Source organism: Corynebacterium pseudodiphtheriticum DSM 44287, from assembly GCF_000688415.1.
Classification (GTDB): domain Bacteria; phylum Actinomycetota; class Actinomycetes; order Mycobacteriales; family Mycobacteriaceae; genus Corynebacterium; species Corynebacterium pseudodiphtheriticum.
In genome coordinates this window covers 458,867-481,703 of sequence record NZ_JIAH01000005.1, presented here as the reverse complement: position 1 = coordinate 481,703, position 22,837 = coordinate 458,867, and the positions used below count along the sequence as shown (strand labels likewise).

Genomic DNA, 22,837 nt, shown 5'->3' with positions numbered 1-22,837 from the left:
CTGCCTTAACCGTCCTGGCTTCGCGGGTATCATCGTCGCCATGCGGCAGAATTCAACTTCTCTCGAGTCTTCAACGTCTACAGCGCACGCGCAGGCTTCCGGTGCCCGTCCGGCCATCGCTTTTCGACGCCGTCTGCTCGGCTCCGGTGCCCGCGGTGGATTTCGAACTACTGCTGGAATTGCGGCGGCTTTCGCGGCAACAGGCTGGGCTGCGTCGTTCGGCATGGGTGCTGCCGACGCCAGCGCTGCCACCGAATCCCCCGCGTTAGCCGAAACACACCTAGCAGCAACCGCCGAGCGCCCATTACCCGCCCACACCACGGTTCTTACCCAGGCCGTCGATGCGGGGCGGCTCAATAGCCAGCTGGTCGACGGCGTCGGCATCCTGTCCGCGGACGACGAGCAAGCAATTAACGACGAGCTCAAACAGTTGCAACAGTCGGATCGCATTCAGTTCTATATCGTCTACACCGACACCTTCGGCGGGATGAGCGCGCAGGAATACGCAGAGACCACAGCCGCGGCCAACGGTGGCGGCCAGGGCAGCAACGTCGGTGTGCTGGCCATTGCCGTGGACGACAGACAATACGATGTCTACGCCTCGCCGGGCGGCACCTGGAGCCAAAACAAACTCGATGCTGCTTCCGCCGCCGCGTACGACGAGTTGATTAACGACAACTTCGCCGGCGCCGGGCTCGCTGCTGCACAAGCCGTGCGCACGGGTTCTGCTGGCGGCGCTGGTAATGCTGGCGGCAGTGACTCGTCTGGGGCAGGCTGGCTTGCAGCCGGTGGTCTCGCAGCCGTCGCAGGTGGCGGTGGTGTGTGGTATTACAACCGCCGGAAAACCCAACAAAATTCCTCCCAGCTGCTCTCCGATGCGCGCGGAATTTCTCCGGACGACACCAGCTCGCTGCTGCGCCTGCCGGTGGCGACGTTGGAAGAGCGCGCCGATGAAGAAATCACCTCGACTGATGAGTCCATCCGGCGCGCGAAGGAAGAACTGGACTTGGCAACCGCAGAATTCGGTGCCGACCGTGTCCGACAATTCACGCGCGCGATGAACAATTCTAAATCTGTCATGCAGCGCGCCTTCCGCACGAAAAAAGAGTTGGACGCGCATAACACTCTGCCGGAAGATCAGCGTCGTGCACGGTTGGTGGAAATCATCTCTGATTGTGGCAAGGCCGACCGTGAGTTGGATTCCCAGGCCGAAAAATTCGCGGAGATGCGCAACTTGCTGGCGCAGGCGGATTCTAAGATTGCCGAGCTCACCCAGCGCAGCGTCGCTGCACGCTCCCAGTTGCAGCGCGCGCAATCCACCATGGCCTCATTGCGGGAAAGCTACTCTCCAGAAGTACTGCATACCATCGCAGATAACCCAGAGATGGCCGAGGTTTCCTTGGAAGAAGCCGAGGATTTGCTCTCGCACGCTAACGAGCTGCAGGATAAGCCGGCTGGTCAGCAGCAGGGATTAGTAGAAACCATCCGCGAAACAGAACATGCGCTGGAGGTCACCACCCGGCTTCTCGACGGCGTGGAAAACGCGCGTTCAGATATTGCTACCGCGAAATCCAGTATCAACGATCTGATTGCTGAAGTAGAAGAAGAAATCGACGAGGCGGCGCAGTTGAAGCAACGCGGCTCGCACGATGGTACTCCGGCAGATTGGGACCGGCTCGATTCCGTCGTCGACAACGCACAACAAGCGCTGGCGCACGCCAAAGAAAATAAAGACAGTGATCCGCTGGGCAGCTACAACCAACTACTGGATGCTGATACCGAACTGGACGACAAGCTGGACCGGGTGCGCGAGAAATCCGCCGATCACCAGCGCACGTTGCAGCTTTTGCAACAACAGCTAGAGTCTGCGAATTCGCGAATTCAGGCTGCAGAGGATCTGATTTCTTCCCGCGGACGAATCGTGAAATCCGGGGCTCGGACCGCGCTTGCCGACGCCCAACGCATGCACGCCGAGGCCCTGCAGTTGCGTCAGACGGATGCGCGTTTAGGCATTGAGGCTGCCCGTGGCGCCGGTCAGGCGGCACAAGCCGCGATTAAGCGCGCTGAAGACGACGTGAAAGACCACCAGCGGTCGATGAATGAGCACGGTGGTTTTGGCGGCCCCGGTGGCCCCACCAGACGCGGTGGCTATGGTTACCGCCGTGGTCGCAGCTCCACCGGTTCTTTGTTAACCGGAATGGTGCTGGGGTCCATCTTGGGCGGATCCGGCGGCAGCAGTGGCTTCGGCGGCGGTTTCGGTGGCGGCGGAGGCTTTGGTGGGGGTGGTGGCTTCGGTGGCGGTCACTCCGGCGGCTCGTTCTAGAACAAGAAGGCCAGGATCGCCACGATTGTGCATAACAATAGTGTGGCGATGATGCCTACTGCCGACGACGACAGCCGTGATTCCAGGATCATGCGTGCGCTAAAACTCAGCGCGATGATTTCGTCGCGGCTCAATGCTTCTGCCCCACGGGTTTCTTCCCCACTGGCTCCTACCCCAGCACCTGCTGGTCCACTGGCTGCTGCCCCAGCAGCTGTAGGTCCATCGAATTCCAAGATGGCGCGGCGCACTCCCCGGTTAGCACCGCTGAATTGGGCAACCTTGTTGCCGTTTTCGTCGTCAATGATCCAATTCTTGCCGGATTCATTGATCAAGGTAAATTCGCGCTTGCCCACGCGGGCAAGCAAACGCGATGCACGCGCTAGGTTGCCTTCGACAGACAGCTTCAGCTGCGAGCTTTCAGCATCCACGGCTTCAATCCCACGAGACTGCTCTACCTGCAGCTGCCAGTTGGCCCCGTCCAGCTGCGCCAGCTCATCGCTGAACACTCCCAGACGGTTTGGCCCGTCTTCTTCCAGCAACACCGGGGTATTGCGGTCATTACGGTCCCAACTGGTGTAGCGCATGCGCGTGCCTTTCTATCGAGCCCCGTTTACGGGGCTATAAGCGTTTAGCAACCGACCAGGCGTGCAGCCAAGTAGGATTCCAGATCCTCGATGGCCACGCGCTCTTGCTCCATGGTGTCGCGCTCGCGCACGGTGACGGCTCCGTCTTCCAAAGAATCGAAGTCATAGGTCACACAGAACGGCGTACCGATCTCATCATGGCGGCGGTAGCGGCGACCGATAGCACCGGAAGTATCGAAATCAACATTCCAGTGCTGGCGCAGCTTCTGCGACAATTCCTTGGCTGGGCCGGTCAATTCTTCCTTCTTGGACAACGGCAAAACCGCTACCTTGACCGGAGCCAGGCGACGGTCCAGGCGCAGCACGACGCGCTTGTCGGTTCCGCCCTTGGCATTAGGTGCTTCTTCCTCGTGGTAGGCGTCGACAAGGAAAGCCATCATGGAACGACCCAGGCCAGCGGCAGGTTCAATCACGTACGGAATCCAGCGCTCTTCCTTGGTCTGGTCGTAGTACGACATGTCTTCGCCCGAGCCTTCTTGGTGCACGCGCAAGTCGTAGTCAGTGCGGTTGGCCACGCCTTCCAACTCGCCCCACTTGGAGCCCTGGAAACCGAAAGCGTATTCCACGTCAACGGTGCGTTTGGAGTAGTGCGACAGCGACTCTGGTGGGTGCTCGTACAAACGCAGGTTTTCTGGCTTAATGCCCAGGTCGATGTACCACTGGTGCCGATCATCGATCCAGTACTGGTGCCATTCTTCATCGGTGCCAGGCTCGACGAAGAACTCCATCTCCATCTGCTCGAACTCGCGGGTGCGGAAGATGAAGTTACCCGGGGTGATCTCGTTACGGAAGGACTTACCGATATTCGCGATGCCGAATGGTGGCTTCATGCGCGAAGAGGTCAGCACATTCTTGAAGTTCACGAAAATACCCTGCGCAGTTTCTGGGCGCAGGTAGTGCAGGCCTTCTTCGTCGTCGACTGGGCCTAGGAAGGTCTTCAGCAATCCAGAAAACGCGCGCGGCTCAGTCCAGTTACCTGGCTGGCCGGTTTCTGGATCGTTGATATCTGCCAGGCCGTTTTCTGGTGGGTGGCCATGCTTTTCCTCATAGGCTTCCAGCAGATGATCAGCACGGTAACGCTTGTGGGTATACAGCGATTCCACCAACGGGTCGGTAAACACTTCAACGTGGCCGGACGAGACCCAGGTCTGACGCGGCAGGATGATGGAAGAGTCAATGCCGACGACGTCATCGCGGGATTGCACCATGTGACGCCACCACTGGCGTTTGATGTTTTCTTTCAATTCGACGCCGAGCGGGCCGTAGTCCCATGCCGAGCGCGAGCCGCCATAGATTTCACCTGCTTGATAGACCAGGCCGCGACGCTTGCATAGGTTTACGACGGTGTCGATGACATTCGCCATTGTAAAAGGACTCCTCTGGTAGGGGATAAGTCGGTTCTCGCAGGCCATCCTACCGTGCATCGGAAAACATACCTGAGTTAGGTAGTCCAGACTGCCGAACTTCTCGATTCTTGTGTTTGCGTCCGCGGCGCCAGACAAGCCGCCGCTGCACAACGCCGATATGAGTTTGCCAAACCAGCACTGCCGAACCAGCGTTGCCGGACCAGGGCTACCGAGCGCGGGTTTTCCAGGCGCGGATTACCGGGGGCGGGTTTGCCGGGGCCGCCTTCCCGATACATAAATATCCCCGTATGGGGGTGGAGACGAAAACCCGAACCCCCTGCAAATATAAGGTAACACTTGGTTAGTTTTGTTCAGGCGTCTGAAGTGTCTTAAGATTTAAGATAACTTTTATTGAAGATCGATCCCATTATGCACGGGATTGCTATCTCTCGTCACATCGGTGTCGGCAGATAAGAACCACCAGGAAGGACTCGTGATGCCTACCGACGTTATCGCGAACACCACCGCTGCTGCGACTATTATTCGCGCACTCAACTCCCCGCTACGCCTGCAAATCCTGCACTGCTTAAGCCAGCGCGACTGCTGTGTCTATGAACTCGTCCGCGAACTAGGACGCTCGCAACCACTGATAAGCCAGCACCTGCGCATCCTCAAGCAATCCGGTCTGGTCAGCTCTCACGCCTGTGGACGCGAAGTCACCTACCAACTGACCCGCCGTGAAGCCCTCAACATCGCAGCCATTGCGGCTAGCATCGCTCCTTAAATAGACTGGAGCAATGTCTTCCGTACAGTCCGCCATCCCGAAACTAGGCGCGCGTAATACTCGCCAGCGAACCGCCGTTATTCAGGTGTTAAACGACCTAGACAAGTTCGCGTCCGCGAAAACCATTCATCATGAATTAGTGCACCGCGAAAACCAGGTTGGCTTAACGACGGTCTATCGCACCCTGCAATCGTTATCAGAAATCGATGCCGTCGATGTGCTGCACATGCCATCCGGCGAAACTCTGTACCGCAGCTGCGAATCTCATCATCATCACCACCACTTAGTCTGCACCGAATGCGGCCGCACCGAAGAAATCGACGGCGGCCCAGTAGAAAGCTGGGCACGCGATGTAGTGGCCGACTACGGTTTTCAGCTCACTGGCCACGATGCCGAAGTCTTCGGCATCTGTGCGGACTGCAGTAGTAAGAAAGACGGCAACAACAAATAGTTGCGGTAGCCACCGTCGCTATCGTGCTGTAGCTATCGCACGGTACGCAACTCTGTCGGACTCTGTCTTAGCGTGCGGCGAGCTTGCCTCCGCATGCGACGGACTTGCAGCTTTAGCCAACCACTCCGCCGAAGGCCAGGCCTAACAAATAAGTGATGCCAGCTGCACCCAGCCCGATCAGCAGCTGTCGCAACGCGCGCCAGGCCGGCGGTTTCCCGGACAAGATCCCGGTTACCGCACCTGTGATCAGCAGTGCTAGCGACACCAGCACCACAGCAATCACGGCACCCAGGGTGGTCGAGGCACCAAAAATAAAAGGCAAGATCGGTAACAGAGCTCCGCCGGCGAAAAAACAGAAACTGGAGATAGCCGCTTCCCATGCACCGCCTGGCGTGTGCGCTTCCGCGAACTCCTCATCTTCTGCTGCTTCCCCACCACGGACCTCCGCGCTCGGATTTTCCGGGCCGGCGCTTTTCGTGCTCGGGTTTTCCGAGCCGGGATTTTCTAGGTTGTGATTTTCCGGACTGGGGTTTTCCGGGCTGTGCCCGCCACCGCTAAACCTTTCTGCATAACTTTCTGCAGAATGGGAGATCCGCGCAAACAGCTGATCCGCCTTGTACTGCGCCTCAGCCTCCGACATGCCACGGGCCCGGAAGACTAAGGCCAACTCATTAGCCTCCACGTCCACGTTGGCTGCCATCGCTGACGAGGACGTCTGCGGGGTGGAAGCACCCAACAACTCATTTTGCGACCTCACAGAAATAAATTCACCGGCTGCCATGGATAATGCGCCTGCGAGCAATCCGGAAACACCAGTGATCAGTACCACCGTGCTGCCGACACCGGATCCTAAAACCCCCAGTACCAACGCCAAATTGGATACCAATCCGTCGTTTACACCGAACACCGCAGCACGGAAAGTCCCTGACATTCGCTCGCGCGAACGCGTCGCCAAGCCACGCACCACTTCTGCGTGGACCTTTTCATCCATTGCCAACTGATCAGAGGCGTCTTCGTCGGCAAGATAGGGGCTGCGCGATTCCGCAGACTGCATCAAAGCGAGCGTAAACACGGAACCAAAAACTTTCGCCAAAAAGCCTAATAAACGAGTATTAAAATCGGCTTTCCGCGGTGCGCCAAGTTGATCGCCGAGCTTATCGAGCCAATAACGCTGATGCCGCGATTCCGCTTCCGCGATCTTACTGAGAATCTCGCGATCTTCCGGGTTCTTCTGCCGGGCAGCCAATGTTTTATACACCGCTGCCTCCGAGCGCTCATTAGCTAGATAGCGACGCCAGCGTTCCAGTTGTTCCTCGGAGGGCGCGGCGGCAGACACAGACTGTGCTTGTAGTCCTGCTTGCTGTGGTCGCATTCTCCGCGTCGGCTGCGCCTGCTGCGCATGTTGCACCTGCTGTCCTGGTAGTGCTGGTCGCCTCCGACCACCACTGCTGTCCGGATTCACTTCGTTCCCCCGAAGCGGCGGTCACGCCGCGCGTACTCCGCCACGGCGTCGTAAAGATCCTGCGGGGTGAAATCCGGAAACAGCTTATCCTGATACACCATCTCCGCGTACGCCGATTGCCACAGCAGAAAATTCGAGGTCCGCTTCTCCCCCGACGGGCGCAAAAACAAATCCACATCGGGCATTCCGGGATCATACAAATAACGCCCAATGGTTTTCTCACTGATCTCCCCGACGCGCAACGTACCGGCCTCGATATCCCGGGCCATTGACTGCATAGCGTCGGCAAGCTCAGCGCGACCACCATAGTTCACGCACATGACCAATGTCATCCGAGTATTGTTCTTCGTCAGCTCTTCAGCCGCACGCAACTCGTTAATTACGCTGCGCCACAGCCGCGGACGGCGCCCCGCCCAGACCACGCGCACACCCTTATCATGCAACACATCACGTTGACGCCGCAGCACATCTCGATTGAAGCCCATGAGGAAGCGCACCTCGCTGGCGGAACGGCGCCAGTTTTCCGTCGAAAACGCGTACGCAGAAAGATATTCCACCCCCAGTTCCAGGCACGCGTCAACGGCATCCATGAGCACTGCTTCGCCACGCTTGTGGCCTTCGGTGCGCTCCATGCCACGCTCTTGCGCCCACCGGCCATTTCCGTCCATGACCAGGGCAATGTGACGCGGAATAAACTGCTGCGGGATCTGGTGGTCCGTGTCAAAAATACTCATCGCATCACAGTCTAGTGCGCGGGTAGCGCGCAAGGAATGCTTGGCTACAGCGATTGTTCCATGATGTGCAACGCTTTTACGTTCTGCTCCATGTGCCATTGCAAATGCGTACGCACCAGCCGGTGAGCAGTGCTGGAATAATCCGGGTGTGCGCGAGCAATTTCTGCGGCTTTCTCCCAGTGTCGTCCAGCAAGCAGCCACATATAATGCAGCACTTCCTCATTGATATCCGCCGAGCCGCTCGGGCGACACTCGTGGCAGCACGCGCCACCGACCCCAGGGTGAAAAGCATGGTGCGGGCCGGGGCGACCACACTGGGCGCACTCGAATAACACCGGTGCCCAACCGGCAAAATCCATTGCTTGCAACAAAAAAGAATCCAGTACCGCAATCGGGTCCCGGGCGTCGGCAAGCAGCCCCAGGGCCTCCAGCAAGGCATCAAACATCGCCGTGTCTGCTGGCTGGGCTAAGCGCTCGGCAGCTTCCAGCATGGCGCAACCAGAGGTATAACGCTCATAGTCGTCAATAATGCCGGTAGCGAAAAACGCCACGGTATCCGCACCAGTGATGGTCGCTAGGCTACGGCCCGGGTACAACTGCACATTCAGGTGCACAAACGGTGCTAAGCGCGAGCCAAAACGTGATTTCGCCCGGCGCACGCCTTTGGCCACCGCGCGCACCACCCCGTGCTGCTTCGTCAACAGCACGATGATGCGGTCGGCTTCGCCAAAATCATAGGTGCGCACGACCAAGGCATCTTCCTGGTAAGGCTTGCTCCGCGCCACAGTCTAAAAGCCCAGCCGACCTAGCGATTTCGGATCCGATTGCCAGTTCTTCAGCACTTTGATGCGCAAATCCAAAAACACGTTATGCCCTAACAGCTCGATAATCTGCTTGCGCGCGTTATGCACAATGCGGCCAAAACGGCGACCATCTTTGCCTTCGATGATCTTCTTCTGGCCAGGGCGTTCCACATACAACACCGCGTGCACGTTGCTCACACCCGGGCGGTCCTCGTCGGGAAGAATCTCGTCGATCTCCACGGCAACCGAGTGCGGAAGCTCATCACGCAAGCCCGACAAAGCTGCTTCCCGGATCAGCTCGCTAATGCGGGTGAAATTGTCATCATCCGTAATATGATCGTCGGGATAAAACTTGTGCCCTTCCGGCAGCTGCTGCACGATCACGTCCGTCAGCACATCAATCTGCGTACGTTCCGTCGCAGAAACCGGCACCACCTCGCTGTCACCACCAAGCATTTCATGCAGCGCAATAAGCTGCTTGCCGACGGCATCCTTGCCCACTTTATCCAGCTTGGTGACAATCCCAATGATCGGTACATTCGGCGCTACATTGCGGATATTCTCCAGAATCCAGCGGTCGCCGGGGCCGATTTTCTCGTCGGCAGGCACGGTAAAACCGATTACATCGACATCCGAATAATTGTCTTTCACCAGCTCATTAAGCCGCTCGCCCAACAGCGTGCGCGGGCGGTGCAAACCTGGGGTATCTACGACCACGACCTGCGCATCATCGCGGTGAATCAACCCGCGAATAGCATGCCGGGTGGTTTCTGGTTGGTCGGCGGTAATCGCGATCTTCTGCCCCACCAAGGCATTAGTCAACGTCGATTTTCCGGTATTTGGGCGCCCAACGAAGCTGACAAAACCAGAACGGAAGCCTTCCGGCACATCGAGGTAGCTATCCAGACTCATAATTTATTTCTCACCTGCTGGTAAATTGTCTACGGCCGTGACGTCAAAATACTGCTTGGGCTGCACGAAACACTCCTGCGCAAAAATCAGGTCGAGTTCCGCAGAACCGCGCTTGTAAGTGGTCTCGAGCAACTCATACACCGAAGCCGCGGTGGCCTCCAGGGCCTGTGAAACCTCGCCATGGTAGGCGTAGTGAGCGCTAAACAGCGCCGCAGTAACATCGCCTGATCCGTTCCGTTTGAAATCCAGGTACGGGGTTTGCACCAGGTAGGCCTCGTCACCATCAACTGCGAGCATTTCGATGACATCAGCCGGGTTTTCTGGGCGCACCAGCGAAGTCACCAGCACCACCCGCGGGCCCATTTTCTGTAGCGCACGCACTGCCTCCAGCACCTGTGCAAAAGTTTCTACCGGTTTGCCAGTCAAGTACCCGAGTTCAAACTGATTTGGGGTGGCGATATCCGCTACCGGGATGACCTTGTCGCGCAGCAGCGGCGGGATCGAATCATCCACGAAGCAACCGGATTTCGCGTTGCCCATGACCGGATCGCAGGCATACAACGCATCCGGATTCTGCTGTTTAATGCGCTGCACCGCATCTGTAATCACGCCAGCGATTTCTGGGCTGCCTTGGTAACCAGACAGGATCACGTCGATCTTGTCGAAAGCTTCCCGGCGCTCCAAGCCATTGATAACATCAGCAACCTGCTCAGCGGGAAGCAACGGACCGCCCCAGTCGCCGTAGCCAGTGTGATTAGAAAAATTCACAGTGTGTACCGGCCATACCTCATAGCCAGCGCGCTGTAGGGGAAATACGGCTGCGGAATTACCCACGTGGCCAAAGCTCACGTGCGACTGAATCGACAACACGGTGTTCATGTTCATAAGCGGTTACCTCTTTAACCTGAAATAGCGCAGAATCTTTTATTGCAATCTTCTAATGCAATATTCGCTTGCAATACTGCTTGATTAGTTTTCTTCGCCTGCGCCACGGGATTCACCATTAGGCTTCTCGCTTGCTTTTTCCTGTGGCTGCGCAATGGCTGGGATGTGGCCGTCGGCAAGCGATTGGCTAGCCAACTGCTCATCCAAATCAGCACGATCCGCTGCCGACGGGAAGGCCTGCGGGCCAGTCGGCTTCGGCGGGAATTTCTTCCCACGACGAGAGACGTCGTCGTACCAGTCCGCGAGAATCTCGTTTTGCAGGGCGAACATTTCTTTTTCTTCTGCCGGAGTGCCGTGATCATAGCCCAACAAATGCAGACAAGAGTGGGTAGTCAGCAAAGCTAGCTCATGCGCCAGACTATGCCCGCCCGCATCTGCTTGCTTCTGCGCAAATTCCGGGCACAGCACAATATCGCCGAGCATCGCCGGGCCCACGGCTTCCCCATCCGGCCGTGGGGTATGAAACCCCGGCGTCAGCTCATCGATCGGAAAGCTCATCACATCCGTTGGGCCTGGCAGGTTCATCCAATGCATATGCAGTTCAGCAATGGTGTCTTCATCCACACACGTAATCGTGGCTTCCACGTCCGGGCTCACATCCATGGCTGCCAGGGAAAACGCAGCAACATCCAGCAGCATGTCCTCATTGATGCCATCGAAGCCAGATTCGTTGAAAAATTCAATACTCATATGCGGGTTCCTCAGTGCTTTCTCTGTGCGCTTCTTGCCTAGCTAACTAGTTGCTGAGCTAATTAGTTGCCCAGCCCGCTGGTTAGCCAGCTAACTTTCCGCCTGCTCGTGATAGTCATAAGCATCCACAATGCGACCCACCAGCGAGTGGCGCACAACATCGCCGGCTCCCAGTTCAGCGAAGTGAATCCCTTCGACCCCGCCCAAAATACGACGCACGGTCTTCAACCCTGAATTGTGCCCACGCGGCAAGTCCACCTGCGATTCATCGCCGGTAACCACAAAGGTGGTACCAAAGCCCAAACGCGTCAAAAACATCTTCATCTGAGCCGCAGTAGTATTTTGCGCCTCATCCAAGATCACGAAGGCGTCGTTCAGCGTACGGCCACGCATATACGCCAACGGCGCCACCTCGATGATCCCTGCTTCCATCAAACGGGGAATAGCCTCTGGATCCAGCATGTCCCGCAAAGCATCGTGCAACGGGCGCAGATACGGATCAATCTTGTCATTCAACGTGCCCGGCAAAAACCCCAGCTTCTCTCCGGCCTCCACTGCCGGGCGGGTCAGGATAATGCGCTGTACCTGCTTGTTCTGCAGTGCCTGCACCGCCTTTGCCACCGCTAAGTAGGTTTTGCCCGTACCAGCCGGGCCCAAACCAAAGACAATGGTGTTTTCATCAATGGCGTCCACGTATTCGGCTTGACCAACGGTTTTCGCGCGAACCTTTTTCCCCCGGCGCGAGACAATGCTCCCGCCGAGTGCCTGCGCAACGGATACCGGTGAATCTTCGCTCAACAGTGACAACACATGTTTCACACCATCCGGGCTAACGGTATGCCCGCGTCGGGCCATGGATTCCAACTCATGGAAGGCCTTAACGGCGCGCGCAACCTCATAATCCGGGCCGGTAATTTTCACCATTGTGCCGCGGGCAAAAATATCCGCGTCTAAATGATTGCCCAGCACGCGCAGGTTTTCATCAGTATTACCTAATACTGTGCGTGCGTGAACGGGGTCCAGGTCGATCTTGCGGGTTTGAATGTGCACGTCGCTAGCCTACCAATTGCAACGAGTTTTCCACGAAGTTTTCCACTTCTGTGCTCTCTGCTTGTGCGCTTTCCGGTTCCGGGTTTAGGCTTCCAACTCAACTTCGGCAAGCATCCGCCCGCTCGGGCTAGCGCTACCAGCAGCAGGCTCTTCAGTGATCATAACCTTGTGCGCTGCGGCGTCGAACGGCATCCATACATCCTGGTGTGGATCCTGGCCGATAACGCCGGCAGAACGAACCACCCCATGCTTGTCGACGGCCCAAACTTGCGCGCCCATGCCGTCGGCAAGTTCCGGCTGGCCATCCACCATCGCACCGGCTTTGCCCACCTCATTGGAAGAAACAATTTTTAGACGTGCTCCCTCCGCAGTAGTGGCACCACTGACCATGTCTGCAGCGGACATGATCTCATGCATCTGCTCATGCCCATCCGTCGACGGTACGTCGCGCGTGGTTTGAGTTTCTTCCGCAACAATGGCGCCCTCACCAGCATCATCCGCAGTGTTGTTGAGCACGGGGGTAAGCACCGTAATACCCACCAGCAGTGCCGCGGCCGCGACCCCGGCAAGTACCGCCCAGGGTTTTCTCGACGTCTCCGAAGCGGTGCGGCCACGGTTCTGCACTGTTTGCGCTGGTTGTGTCCGTGCGTGCAACGGCACCACGTTGGTTGTTTCCGCATTCGAATGGCCAAGTTTCGCCAGCAGCTGGTTTTTTATTTCCGGCGGTGGGGTATGTTCCGGGACAGCGTCGAGAAAGGACTCGAAAGTCTCATCATCGAATTCATCCGTGTTATTCACGGTGCGATCACTCATGGTGGGCTTCACCCCTTCCCCAGACAGCTGCTAATTTGCGTACTCCATCACGCACCCGCGTTTTGGCGGTGCCCAATGGAACATTGGTGGTTTCTGCCAGTTCCGCGTGACTAAGCCCGTCGAAAAAGGTCAGCAACACGGCCGTGCGGTGCGGCTCCCCAATCGTGTCGACGGCTGCTCTCAGGCGCTTGCCTTCCACATTGGCGAGTGCTTCGTTTTCCACATCGATGCTTCGGATGCGCTCGCCAAGCACAAACTCGGCGTCATCGCGTCGAACACTAGCATTATGAGCGCGTAATCTGTCGATTCCGCGAGAATGTGCAATCCGGCCCACCCACGTGCGAGCATGACCACGCTCTGGATCAAAGCTATCTGCTTTATTCCAGACTTCCACGAACACTTCCTGAAGCACTTCTTCTGCCAGCGAGTTATCCCCCAAAACCTGGATGATCACACCGAAGGCCAACGGCGAAAGCGCATCATAAAGCTGTGCAAAGGCATGCTGATCCCCGCTGGCCACGCCCGCAACGAGCGAGTCGAGGCGAGCATGCTCTTCGGGGCTGCAACTAGACACAGCATTACATACTACTGGCTCATCTTGTCATCGTGCTCCATCTTGTCGCTGTCGCCAGTCATCTTGTCGTGCTCCATCTTGTCACCGTCACCGCCCATCATGGAATCACCTTCCATTTTGTCGTGCTGCATCTTATCGTCAGACATTTTCTCATCGCTCATCTTTTCTGAGCTCATCTTTTCTGAAGTCATCTCAGTGCTCGTTTCTGAGGACTTCGTCGGAGTCTCAGCAGAATCATTACTGCACGCAGCCAGGCCCACCGTACTCATCGCAACAGCAGCGACGGTGATTAAAAATTTCTTCATCGAAGTATGTGCAGGCATTGGGTTCTCCTCAAAGCTAGTGGTTTCAGCAGTTTTTCTGCCTTCAACTACTACTGCGAAACCACCTGCCTGACCGGATTGGAAAAAATAAAAAATTTTTATCACACGATCAACACCACCAAAGACCAATCCGCTCCAGCGCTTCGCTCCGGATTAGACAATGACCGAGAAATTGCGGGCTCGCACGTATTACGCAGACGCCAATGCGCGAGTACCCCATTGAGAAAGGCTGCACAATCATGCTCAGTACCATCGCCATCGGTTTTATCGGTGGCCTAATCACCGGTATTTCACCGTGTATATTGCCCATCCTGCCGCTTGTGCTGGCGGTATCCCAAGGCTCCAAATCTCGACCATGGCTGGTTATCGGCGGTTTGGTCACCAGCTTTACCGTCGTCACGCTTTTTGCCACCACGTTGCTCAACGCCCTGGGATTACCCGCGGATATCTTGTGGAAGCTCGGCATCGCCCTACTCGTGCTCGTCGGCTTGGGCATGATCTTCCCGAAGCTACAGGAACTATTGGAATGGCCGTTCCAGTTCCTGCCGCGGGCGCACAAGTTGCAGGCCCGCGCCCGCGATAAGGGTGGGTTCGCCGTCGGCCTGGCGATGGGCGTGGTCTTTGTGCCCTGCGCCGGTCCAGTATTGGCTGCAATCACCGTGGCGGGTGCTACGGGCGAAATCGATGCCCGCATCGCTGTGCTGTGTGTTTCTTTCGCCATTGGCGTAGCCATCCCGCTGTTGGCTTTCGCTCTGGGCGGCCAGCAAGTGGGCAAGCGCGTAGATTTCTTCCAGTCGCGTCAACGCATCTTCCGCGCGACCGCTGGCGTCATCGTCATCACCATGGCCGGTGCCCTGGCACTGGGCGCACCGGCCTGGATTCAACAAAAGCTTCCTAACTGGACTGGCGATGCCGAAAAGACGGTCACCGCACAACTGGCACAACAAAATGAGGGTTCAGATTCACTAGAAGATTGCCGCGGCAACGGTGAGCTTGGCAATTGCGGCACCGTCCCGGAGCTGGTGGGTCTGGAAAACTGGATGAACACGGACGCCCCCGTCGACCCGCGTACCTCTGGTGATGTCACGTTGATCGATTTCTGGGCTTATGCCTGCATCAACTGCCAGCGAGCAAACACCCACATCACTAAACTTTATGATCACTACCGCGACTATGGTTTCACCGTCATCGGTGTGCACTCCCCGGAATATGCCTTCGAGCGGGAAACCGCGAATGTGCGCCAGGCGGTTTCCGAGCAAAACATCAACTACCCCGTCGCCCAAGACAATTCTTTCGCGACCTGGAAGGCCTTCAACAACCATTATTGGCCAGCGCATTATCTTGTCGACGCTGAGGGCACCGTACGGGAAATCCACGAAGGTGAGGGTGCCTACGCCCGCACTGAGCAGCTCGTGCGCGAATTACTACAGAAGCGTGATCCATCGGTGGAGCTTCCTGCCCCACTGGAAGATTCCGACGACGAAACCACCCAGCAACGCAACCCAGAAACCTATTTGGGCAGCCAGCGTGCCCGTTACTACGCCAACTCGGCCTACAAGTCCGGCACCTTGTCTGGACCAGAACCGGAGATCGGTCAATACACCTTGGAAGGCGACTGGACCATCGACCGAGAAAACATCACGGCAGGTGACAACGCCAAGATCCGACTGAATTACCGCGCAGCTTTGGTGCAGGCAGTGGTGTCTGGCACGGGCACCATCAAGGCCAACGGGAAAGAGTTCACTGTTACCGACGACGGAACAGTAAATCTTCTGGAATCCGACCAAGCACAAGCAGGAATCCTGGAGGTCGAGGTCTCGCCCGGTTTGAGCTTGTATTCGTTTACTTTTGGATAGTTTGGCGACACACGAACACTTGTTCGCCACCGTTTCCCCACTTCAGCGCATAAATTCATAAACTTCATAAAGTTCATAAGAATTCATAAGCGCATGGGTTACCCACCCCAGCGGCTAGTGGCTGCACCGATGACGGACAACGCAACCATCGCCGCAGAAGCCGTGCGCAACACCTGTGGCCCCAGAACCACTGGCTGCGCACCGGCGCTGCGCAGTAGTGCTACTTCGTCATCGCCGATGCCGCCTTCTGGCCCGACGATAAGAAACACCGTCCCGGAAAACTCTGGAGCCAGCTGGGCTAGCGGCTGGCTGGCTTCCTCGTGCAAAACGACGGCGGTGTGTCCGTCGATCAGCTGCGCGAGCTGCGCGGTGCTCACCGGCTCCCAGACTTCCGGCACTGTCACCCGGCGCGATTGTTTCGCCGCCGCAGCCGCCGCGGACTGCCATTTCTGCACACCTTTGCTGCGTTTCGCGCCCTGCCACTTCGCAATACAGCGGGCGGCTTGCCACGGGATGATCTCGTCGGCCCCGGCTTGCGTCGCCAAGTCCACGGCTAGCTCACTGCGCTCGGCCTTCGGGATTGCTTGTACGACGATGACGTAGGGTTCCGGGCGCTCACATTCGCCAGCGGTCAGTACCACGCCAGTCAGGTGATCTTTGCCGACTGTTTCGGTGACCTCAATTTCGGCCCAGCGGCCCGCGCCATCAATCAGCTGTATACGCTCACCAGGCCCGATACGCTTGACCGTGACGGCGTGGCGGGCCTCTGGCCCAGTGAGCTCCGTGGCTTCACCGACCTGTGGCAACGGCGCGGAAGCAAAAAATACCGGGAGTGACATGGCAAAAACCTTGTGCGCTAGAAGCCGAACTTAAAATCCGAAGCGTCCACGCAACCGGCTGAACAATCCGTCCGAATGGCCGTCGGCTTCGGAATTCACACGCGAAGATTCCTCGCGCTTGTCGCGGACTTCCTCCAGCAACTGGCGGGTCTTTTTGTCCAGGTCCGTCGGCACGGCGACGTCAACATGGGCAATCATCTTGCCTTGCCCGTCGGTCCGCACGCGCGGCATGCCCTTGCCTTCCTTCACAATCTGGCCACCCGGCTGAGTTCCGGCTGCGATCTCAAATTCGATCGCTTCACCGTCCAGGCCTTCCACATTGCAGGTGGTGCCCAATGCAGCATCGACCATCGGCACGATGATGGACAGGTGCAGCGTATCGGCATCGCGGGTGAAGATATCGTGCTTTTTCACCCGGACTTCCACATACAAGTCACCAGCGGGGCCACCACCGTGACCAACTTCACCCTGGCTTGCCATACGGATGCGCATGCCGTCGTCGATGCCCTTCGGAATATTGATGGTCAGATCACGGCGCTTCTTCACGCGGCCATCACCGCCGCAGTGATTGCACGGATCCTTGATAACTTCACCAAAGCCCTGGCAGTTGTGGCAGGCACGCGTGGTCATCACATTGCCTAAGAAGCTGCGTTGCATCTCCTGAATCTCACCAGCACCATTACATACCTCGCAGGTCACTGGCTTCTCACCATCAGCCGAGCCGGAACCGGTGCACCGATCACACAACACCGCGGTGTCCACGGTGACTTGTTTTTTCATGCCTGTATAGGCCTGGTTGAGCGTGATCGAGGTACGCAGCAGCGCGTCGTTACCCGGCTGCACACGCGAACGCGGGCCACGGGAACCGCCCCCGGCACCGCCGCCAAAGAAGGCTTCAAAGATATCGCCAAAGCCGCCGGCGCCGCCGAAGCCACCACCACCCCCGGCTCCGCCTCCTTGCTCCATGGGATCGCCACCCATGTCGACGATCTTGCGCTTCTTTGGATCCATCAAAACGTCGTGAGCGTCGGTCGCTTCGGAAAACTTCGAGGCGGCCTCATCGGACGGGTTCACATCCGGGTGATATTTACGGGCGAGTTTGCGGTACGCCTTTTTAATCTCCGCCTCGCTGGCGTCTTTGGATACTCCCAAAATTCCGTAATAGTCACGAGCCACTGTTGTATCGATTCCTTCGGGTCAGTTGGTTTATAGGGTTTTCTGTTTTGTCGCTGCACCTGCTTCTCGCTGCATCTGCAACTGCACATGCACATGCATCTTTGTGCATTAATCGATCTACCAGCCTACAGGCTAATTCGTGCCTGCCAGAATCTGGCTGACATACCGTGCAACAGCACGAACCGAAGAAATTGTTCCCGAGTAATCCATAAATGTGGGGCCCACCACACCAAGCCCGCCGAGTGTGGCGGATTCATTGCCATAACCAGCGGTAACGATCGACGCCTGCTGCAGTTCTTCGTCCTCATTTTCGCGACCAATGAGCACATCGACGTTCCCCAGCTGTGGCACGTTCGCTAACAGCTTAAACATCACCACTTGTTCTTCCAGTGCGTCAATGATCTGCGGCAGCCCCTGCGGGAAATCCCTACCGCCCCGAGTCAGGTTCGACGCACCCGCCATCAGCAAACGATCATTAGGCTGATCCACCAAAGTTTCTATCAACACCGTGGCCACGCGGATCATGTGGTGGCGCAAATCCGCCGGGGAATGCTCCAACAAATCAGCCACCCGGTTTGCCGCCTGCCCTACCGGCACCCGTGCCAGCGCACGGTTCAAAAGTTGCCGTAATTCGTGTACTTCAGCCTCCCCGATCGGGGCATCCAACTCCACGTTGCGCTGGTCAACCCGGCCAGTATCCGTAATCAACACCAACAACAAGCGCATCGGCGTCAGATCCACAACCTCCACGTGCTTGACGTGCGAAACATTCAGCGTCGGCAACTGCACCACCGCCGCTTGCCGGGTCAGCTGCGCCAACAACCGCACCGAGCGCCGCAGCACATCTTCCAGGTCAACGCCGTCTTCGAGGAAGCTACGAATCGCGCGCTTTTCCGCCTCCGACATCGGCTTGACCTCACCTAAACCATCAACGAAGCGTCGGTAGCCTTTCTCCGTCGGCACCCTTCCGGACGACGCATGCTGCTGGGCAATAAAGCCCTCCGATTCCAGCACGGCCATGTCATTACGGATTGTTGCCGAAGAAACCCCCAGTTGATGTCGATCCACCAGTGCTTTGGATCCCACAGGCTCCTGGGACGCGATGTAATCCGTGACGATCGCACGCAGAACTTCCGCCCGGCGCGTTTCTGTCGTACCAGCCATCAGGACCTCGCTTCCCTATCCGCTGTAGTGTCATCTTCGGCGACCAAAATATCCGTGATGATTCCGTCGGCAAGCAACCTACCAGCATCCGTCAACGCCAAACACCCTGGCTGCGGGAAATGCAGCAAGCCACGGTCCACAAAGTTCTGGACGACGCCTGCAGCTCCGGCACCAACCGCCGAATAGTCAATGCCTTCGCGCAGTCGCAAGCCCAACATCAACAGCTCCGTGTGACGATCAGCCGGGGTTAGGTCTTCTACCTGACTGATCGGCAACTCGCCGTCGGCAAGCACCGCGGAATATCGGTTCGGGTGCTTCACATTGGAAAAACGCTGCATGCCCAAGTGTGAATGCGCACCCGGGCCTGCTCCCCACCAGTCGCCGTCGCGCCAATAAATCAAATTGTGCTGACACTCGCCACCAGGTCGCGCCCAGTTCGACACCTCGTACCACTCCAAGCCGGCCTCGGCCAGGCGCTGCGCAATCATCTCGTAGCGAGTAGCCATCACGTCTTCTTGGGGGGACGGGATCTCACCTCGACGGACTTTACGGGCCATCGCAGTACCGTCTTCCACGATCAACGAATAAGCCGAAACATGATCCACATCGGCCTCGATCACCCGATCCAAGGTGCGGGCAACATCATCATCGGTTTCCGTAGGCGTCGCATAAATCATGTCCAGGTTGACATGCTCAAAACCAGCCTGCCGCGCCTCACGAGCCGCAGCAAACGCACGGCCCGGGGTATGGGCGCGCTCGAGCACCTGCAAAACCTCATGGGAAGCAGACTGCATGCCCAAGGAAATGCGCGTATAACCAGCCTCGCGCAGCCCGGCGAAAAACTCGGGCGAGGTCGATTCCGGGTTAGATTCCGTGGTGACCTCGGCACCGTCGGCAAGACCAAAAGTGTTGCGCACCGTCGTCAAGATTCGGCTCAACCCATCGGCGCCCAACAGCGACGGAGTCCCGCCTCCAATAAAAACTGTGTCCGCACGGCGATTAACGCGCTGGGCGGCCAGGTCTAGCTCGACATCCAACGCATCCAAATAACCTTCTGGGTTTGCACCGCCCGCTTCACGCGGGGTGTAGGTGTTGAAATCGCAATAGCCACAGCGCGTAGCACAAAACGGGACGTGGATGTACAAGCCGAATGGTGCAGAAGACTCACAGGTGAGTTGAGTGGACAACTGACTAGACAGCTGACGGGCCGAGGCAATAGGTAACGAACTAGGCGGCGAACTGGGCGACTGCGAATGCATAGCACCAGCCTAATAGTTGTTTGCGCTGCCAACCAAGGTGTACGCTGGTCGTATTTATTGGACTGATTGCCACACGCAGAAAGGATGATGGTGGAGCCTCCGAGTCGAAGTATCGACGTCCCGCACGAACAATTATCTAAACCAGCTAAATCCCAGGTGGTGGGATCATGCTAAGTGCGGTGTTCTTCCTCATTCTTGGCTTAGCGGTGATTTTTCTCATCATCGTGGCCAATGGCTATTTTGTGGCCCAAGAGTTTTCTTTCATGTCCGTCGACCGCGCACAGTTGCACACCAATGCCGCACGCGGCGACGAAGCCAGTAAAAGAGCGTTGGCGATCACCAATCGCACCTCATTCATGCTATCCGGCGCCCAGCTGGGCATTACCGTCACTGGCTTGCTGGTCGGTTATGTGGCAGAACCGCTAGTTGGTGAATCACTGGGCACCTTGCTGAGCGCCACCGGGCTATCCGTGACCGCGGCCGTGGCCATCAGTACGGTAGCGGCCCTGGCGGTATCCACAATCGTGCAAATGATCTTCGGTGAATTGCTGCCGAAAAACTACACCATTGCCGCCCCCATGGAATCGGCATTATTCCTGTCGCGGTCCACGGCTTGGTATCTGCGCATCTTCGGACCGCTCATCAAATTTTTTGATTTTTCTTCCAACGCGTTGCTGCGCCTATTGCGTATCGAACCAGTCGCCGATATTGATACTTCTGCAACCACGAAAGAATTCGAATCCATCGTGGAAAGCTCCCACGATTCCGGTGATATCGACGACGAGACCTTCATGGTGCTTGACCGCCTGTTGGATTTCCCAGACCACGATGTCGAGCACGCCATGATCCCACGCTCGCGCGTCGACGTCATCGATCCCGAAACCACCCTCGGCGAGCTGCGCGAGCTCATGGCAATCGCGCACACCCGCTATCCCATCATCGACGACGAACACACCCCGATCGGCGTGGTGCATCTGACGGATATTTTGCTGACCGACAAACCTGATAGCACGTTGGCCACCGAGCTCATGCGCGAATCACTAGTGGTTCCGGAGCTGATGCCGCTTCCCGACGTCGTCGTCGAGCTACAGGAAAACGACGAGAAAATGGCCTGTGTGATTGATGAATACGGTGGCTTCGTCGGCATCGTCACCCTGGAAGATCTGGCAGAAGAAATCCTGGGCGACGTCACAGATGAGCACGACGTTAACCTGGAAGAATCTGAAGAGATTACCGAAACCGCCGAAGACCACTGGACCGTTGATGGCGATACCCCACTGGATGAGGTGGAACGCGCTATCGGGCACGACTTACCGGAAGGCGACTACGAGACCGTCGCCGGATTACTGATTGCACAAGTGGGTTCATTGGTCGAAGAAGGCGAAACTCACACCATTGAGTTGGATGCAGAGCCCGAGGACTGGGTGGATGCAGATGCCGCACCGAACCGCCAATTGATCATCACCGTGGACGAGGTGGAGCGGCACGTGCCGTCGAGTTTGTCACTGGAATTGGTTGAAGAATTCGAGGGCGCAGAAGGCGAAGGCGGTCGCAGCACCCGTGCGAACAAGGATGCGGCGGACACAGATCTTGCAGCTAACAATCGTCGACAAGCTGAGAGGGGCTAGACAATGCAGGAATGGTATATCGCTGGCCCGCTGAGCCTGGCGATCGTCGTGCTGTCTGGGTTCTTCGTCATCATTGAGTTTTCTTTGATGGGCGCGCGACGGCACCGCCTGGAGGATACCGCGGAAACCTCGGCAGCCTCGCGCGCGGCGTTGCGGAGTTTGAATGAGCTGACCATCATGTTGGCTGGCGCGCAACTGGGTATTACTGCGGCGACATTTGCGTTGGGTGCCATCACCAAACCGTGGATGCATCATTTACTGATGCCCGGGTTTGCGGCTGTCGGGATTTCCGGCGGCCTGGCAGACACCATCGCGTTTCTGGTGTCTTTGCTGCTGGTGACGTTTTTGCACCTGGTGGTTGGTGAAATGGCGCCGAAGTCGTGGGCAATTGCACACCCGGAGCTTGCTGTACGGGTAATTGCGCTGCCAGCTCGCGGATTCATTTGGATCTTTCGGCCGTTGTTGAAATGGATCAACCTGATCGCGAATAAATTGGTGGCAGCTACGGGTGTGCAGCCGGTCGATCGTGCTGGAGCGCAGGGTTACGACACAGATACCTTGCGCACGTTGGTGCAGCATTCCGGGCAGACAGGCGCGATGGATCAGAAATCCGCGCAGCAAATCAGTGGTGTGATTGAGCTGGAGAACTCCACGGTTTCGGCATTGGCCCGGGCACATGGCGTGGAGATCACTCCCCTGCCGCATGATGCGACGGTGCGTGATGTGCAAGAGGCGAGCCGCTCGATGAATCGTTTGCGCGTGGTGATCTCGGATGCGGAATCTGCCGTGCCCCGGGTGGTACACGTACGGGATACGTTGCTACAGGACCCAGATAGTCCAGCCGCCGATGTCGCCCGCCCGGCCTTGTCGCTGGCTGGTTCCACGAAGGTGCAGCACGCTATCGAGCACATGCGCGCACTCGGCGAGCAAATCGTGGTGGTTGGTCGCGGTAACAACAGCGAATCGCTGTGGATTCTGAACTGGGACGACATCATGGGCCAGCTGTGGCCAGAGATCACGAAACAGCTGGAGCGCGAGGCTTAGAATTTCGGCTGCCCGCC

At 57.4% G+C, this 22,837-nt stretch carries 22 protein-coding genes; 6 read left to right on the top strand and 16 right to left on the bottom strand.

Annotated elements, in window-relative coordinates:
* Positions 1–40: 40 nt before the first annotated feature.
* Positions 41–2,323: a TPM domain-containing protein gene (locus tag O146_RS0102900; protein WP_051619213.1), complete on the top strand. Its 2,283-nt coding sequence runs from the start codon at positions 41–43 to the stop codon at positions 2,321–2,323.
* On the opposite strand, the gene O146_RS0102895 is transcribed toward O146_RS0102900, so the two are convergent.
* Both O146_RS0102895 and O146_RS0102890 read right to left on the bottom strand, forming a co-directional pair.
* Positions 2,320–2,907 (bottom strand): hypothetical protein, encoded by a 588-nt coding sequence (locus tag O146_RS0102895; protein WP_027017610.1) that lies wholly within the window; start codon positions 2,905–2,907, stop codon positions 2,320–2,322. The genes O146_RS0102900 and O146_RS0102895 overlap by 4 nt on opposite strands.
* A 44-nt stretch (positions 2,908–2,951) precedes the next feature.
* Entirely contained in the window at positions 2,952–4,331 is a 1,380-nt protein-coding gene (locus tag O146_RS0102890) for a glycine--tRNA ligase (protein ID WP_023019118.1), read from the bottom strand.
* 478 nt (positions 4,332–4,809) lie between these two features.
* Between O146_RS0102890 and O146_RS0102885 the strand changes: the two genes are divergently transcribed.
* Entirely contained in the window at positions 4,810–5,097 is a 288-nt protein-coding gene (locus tag O146_RS0102885) for an ArsR/SmtB family transcription factor (protein ID WP_021351783.1), read from the top strand.
* Between the two features lie 13 nt (positions 5,098–5,110).
* Positions 5,111–5,548 (top strand): Fur family transcriptional regulator, encoded by a 438-nt coding sequence (locus O146_RS0102880; RefSeq protein WP_023019117.1) that lies wholly within the window; start codon positions 5,111–5,113, stop codon positions 5,546–5,548.
* A gap of 112 nt (positions 5,549–5,660) precedes the next feature.
* Here O146_RS0102880 and O146_RS0102875 read toward each other — a convergent pair whose 3' ends face one another.
* From O146_RS0102875 to O146_RS12115, 10 genes are all read right to left on the bottom strand, one after another.
* Positions 5,661–6,920, bottom strand: coding sequence for a VIT1/CCC1 transporter family protein (locus tag O146_RS0102875; protein WP_027017609.1), 1,260 nt, complete (start codon positions 6,918–6,920; stop codon positions 5,661–5,663).
* Positions 6,921–7,006: 86 nt separating this feature from the next.
* On the bottom strand, positions 7,007–7,744 hold the full coding sequence (locus tag O146_RS0102870; RefSeq protein ID WP_027017608.1) for an isoprenyl transferase: 738 nt from the start codon (positions 7,742–7,744) through the stop codon (positions 7,007–7,009).
* Positions 7,745–7,788: 44 nt separating this feature from the next.
* Positions 7,789–8,529, bottom strand: a complete 741-nt coding sequence (gene recO / locus O146_RS0102865) for a DNA repair protein RecO (protein ID WP_035000480.1) — start codon at positions 8,527–8,529, stop codon at positions 7,789–7,791.
* Between the two features lie 3 nt (positions 8,530–8,532).
* Entirely contained in the window at positions 8,533–9,459 is a 927-nt protein-coding gene (gene era, locus O146_RS0102860) for a GTPase Era (RefSeq protein WP_021351788.1), read from the bottom strand.
* A 3-nt stretch (positions 9,460–9,462) separates the two neighbouring features.
* The gene (gene pdxY, locus O146_RS10895; RefSeq protein WP_021351789.1) at positions 9,463–10,344 is read right to left on the bottom strand and encodes a pyridoxal kinase PdxY; all 882 of its coding nucleotides are present in this window, start codon (positions 10,342–10,344) and stop codon (positions 9,463–9,465) included.
* Between the two features lie 84 nt (positions 10,345–10,428).
* Complete coding sequence (ybeY, locus tag O146_RS0102850) at positions 10,429–11,094, bottom strand: rRNA maturation RNase YbeY (RefSeq protein ID WP_027017607.1); 666 nt, start codon at positions 11,092–11,094, stop codon at positions 10,429–10,431.
* A 90-nt stretch (positions 11,095–11,184) separates the two neighbouring features.
* Positions 11,185–12,144, bottom strand: a complete 960-nt coding sequence (locus O146_RS0102845) for a PhoH family protein (RefSeq protein ID WP_021351791.1) — start codon at positions 12,142–12,144, stop codon at positions 11,185–11,187.
* Between the two features lie 84 nt (positions 12,145–12,228).
* Positions 12,229–12,957 (bottom strand): anti-sigma factor, encoded by a 729-nt coding sequence (locus tag O146_RS0102840; RefSeq protein WP_238632406.1) that lies wholly within the window; start codon positions 12,955–12,957, stop codon positions 12,229–12,231.
* Positions 12,950–13,531, bottom strand: coding sequence for a sigma-70 family RNA polymerase sigma factor (locus O146_RS0102835; protein WP_023019109.1), 582 nt, complete (start codon positions 13,529–13,531; stop codon positions 12,950–12,952). Before O146_RS0102835 ends, O146_RS0102840 begins: the two co-directional genes overlap by 8 nt.
* A gap of 11 nt (positions 13,532–13,542) precedes the next feature.
* Positions 13,543–13,854 carry a hypothetical protein gene (locus O146_RS12115; RefSeq protein WP_244266796.1) on the bottom strand — a complete coding sequence of 104 codons (312 nt, stop codon included), beginning with the start codon at positions 13,852–13,854 and terminating at the stop codon, positions 13,543–13,545.
* A 239-nt stretch (positions 13,855–14,093) separates the two neighbouring features.
* Between O146_RS12115 and O146_RS0102825 the strand changes: the two genes are divergently transcribed.
* Entirely contained in the window at positions 14,094–15,710 is a 1,617-nt protein-coding gene (locus O146_RS0102825) for a cytochrome c biogenesis protein CcdA (protein WP_023019107.1), read from the top strand.
* Positions 15,711–15,808: 98 nt separating this feature from the next.
* Here O146_RS0102825 and O146_RS0102820 read toward each other — a convergent pair whose 3' ends face one another.
* The 4 genes from O146_RS0102820 to hemW form a co-directional block, all read right to left on the bottom strand.
* A complete protein-coding gene (locus O146_RS0102820) occupies positions 15,809–16,549 on the bottom strand; it encodes a 16S rRNA (uracil(1498)-N(3))-methyltransferase (protein ID WP_027017604.1) in 741 nt (246 codons plus the stop codon).
* Positions 16,550–16,579: 30 nt separating this feature from the next.
* Entirely contained in the window at positions 16,580–17,725 is a 1,146-nt protein-coding gene (gene dnaJ, locus O146_RS0102815) for a molecular chaperone DnaJ (RefSeq protein WP_027017603.1), read from the bottom strand.
* A 132-nt stretch (positions 17,726–17,857) separates the two neighbouring features.
* A complete protein-coding gene (hrcA, locus tag O146_RS0102810; protein ID WP_021351798.1) occupies positions 17,858–18,889 on the bottom strand; it encodes a heat-inducible transcriptional repressor HrcA in 1,032 nt (343 codons plus the stop codon).
* On the bottom strand, positions 18,889–20,148 hold the full coding sequence (gene hemW / locus O146_RS0102805; RefSeq protein WP_244266795.1) for a radical SAM family heme chaperone HemW: 1,260 nt from the start codon (positions 20,146–20,148) through the stop codon (positions 18,889–18,891). The genes hrcA and hemW overlap by 1 nt, the downstream gene beginning before the upstream one ends.
* Positions 20,149–20,315: 167 nt before the next feature.
* Here hemW and O146_RS0102800 point away from each other — a divergent pair, with 167 nt between their 5' ends.
* The gene (locus O146_RS0102800) at positions 20,316–21,776 is read left to right on the top strand and encodes a hemolysin family protein (protein ID WP_027017601.1); all 1,461 of its coding nucleotides are present in this window, start codon (positions 20,316–20,318) and stop codon (positions 21,774–21,776) included.
* Positions 21,777–21,779: 3 nt separating this feature from the next.
* Positions 21,780–22,820 (top strand): CNNM domain-containing protein, encoded by a 1,041-nt coding sequence (locus O146_RS0102795; RefSeq protein WP_023019102.1) that lies wholly within the window; start codon positions 21,780–21,782, stop codon positions 22,818–22,820.
* Positions 22,821–22,837 lie beyond the last annotated feature (17 nt).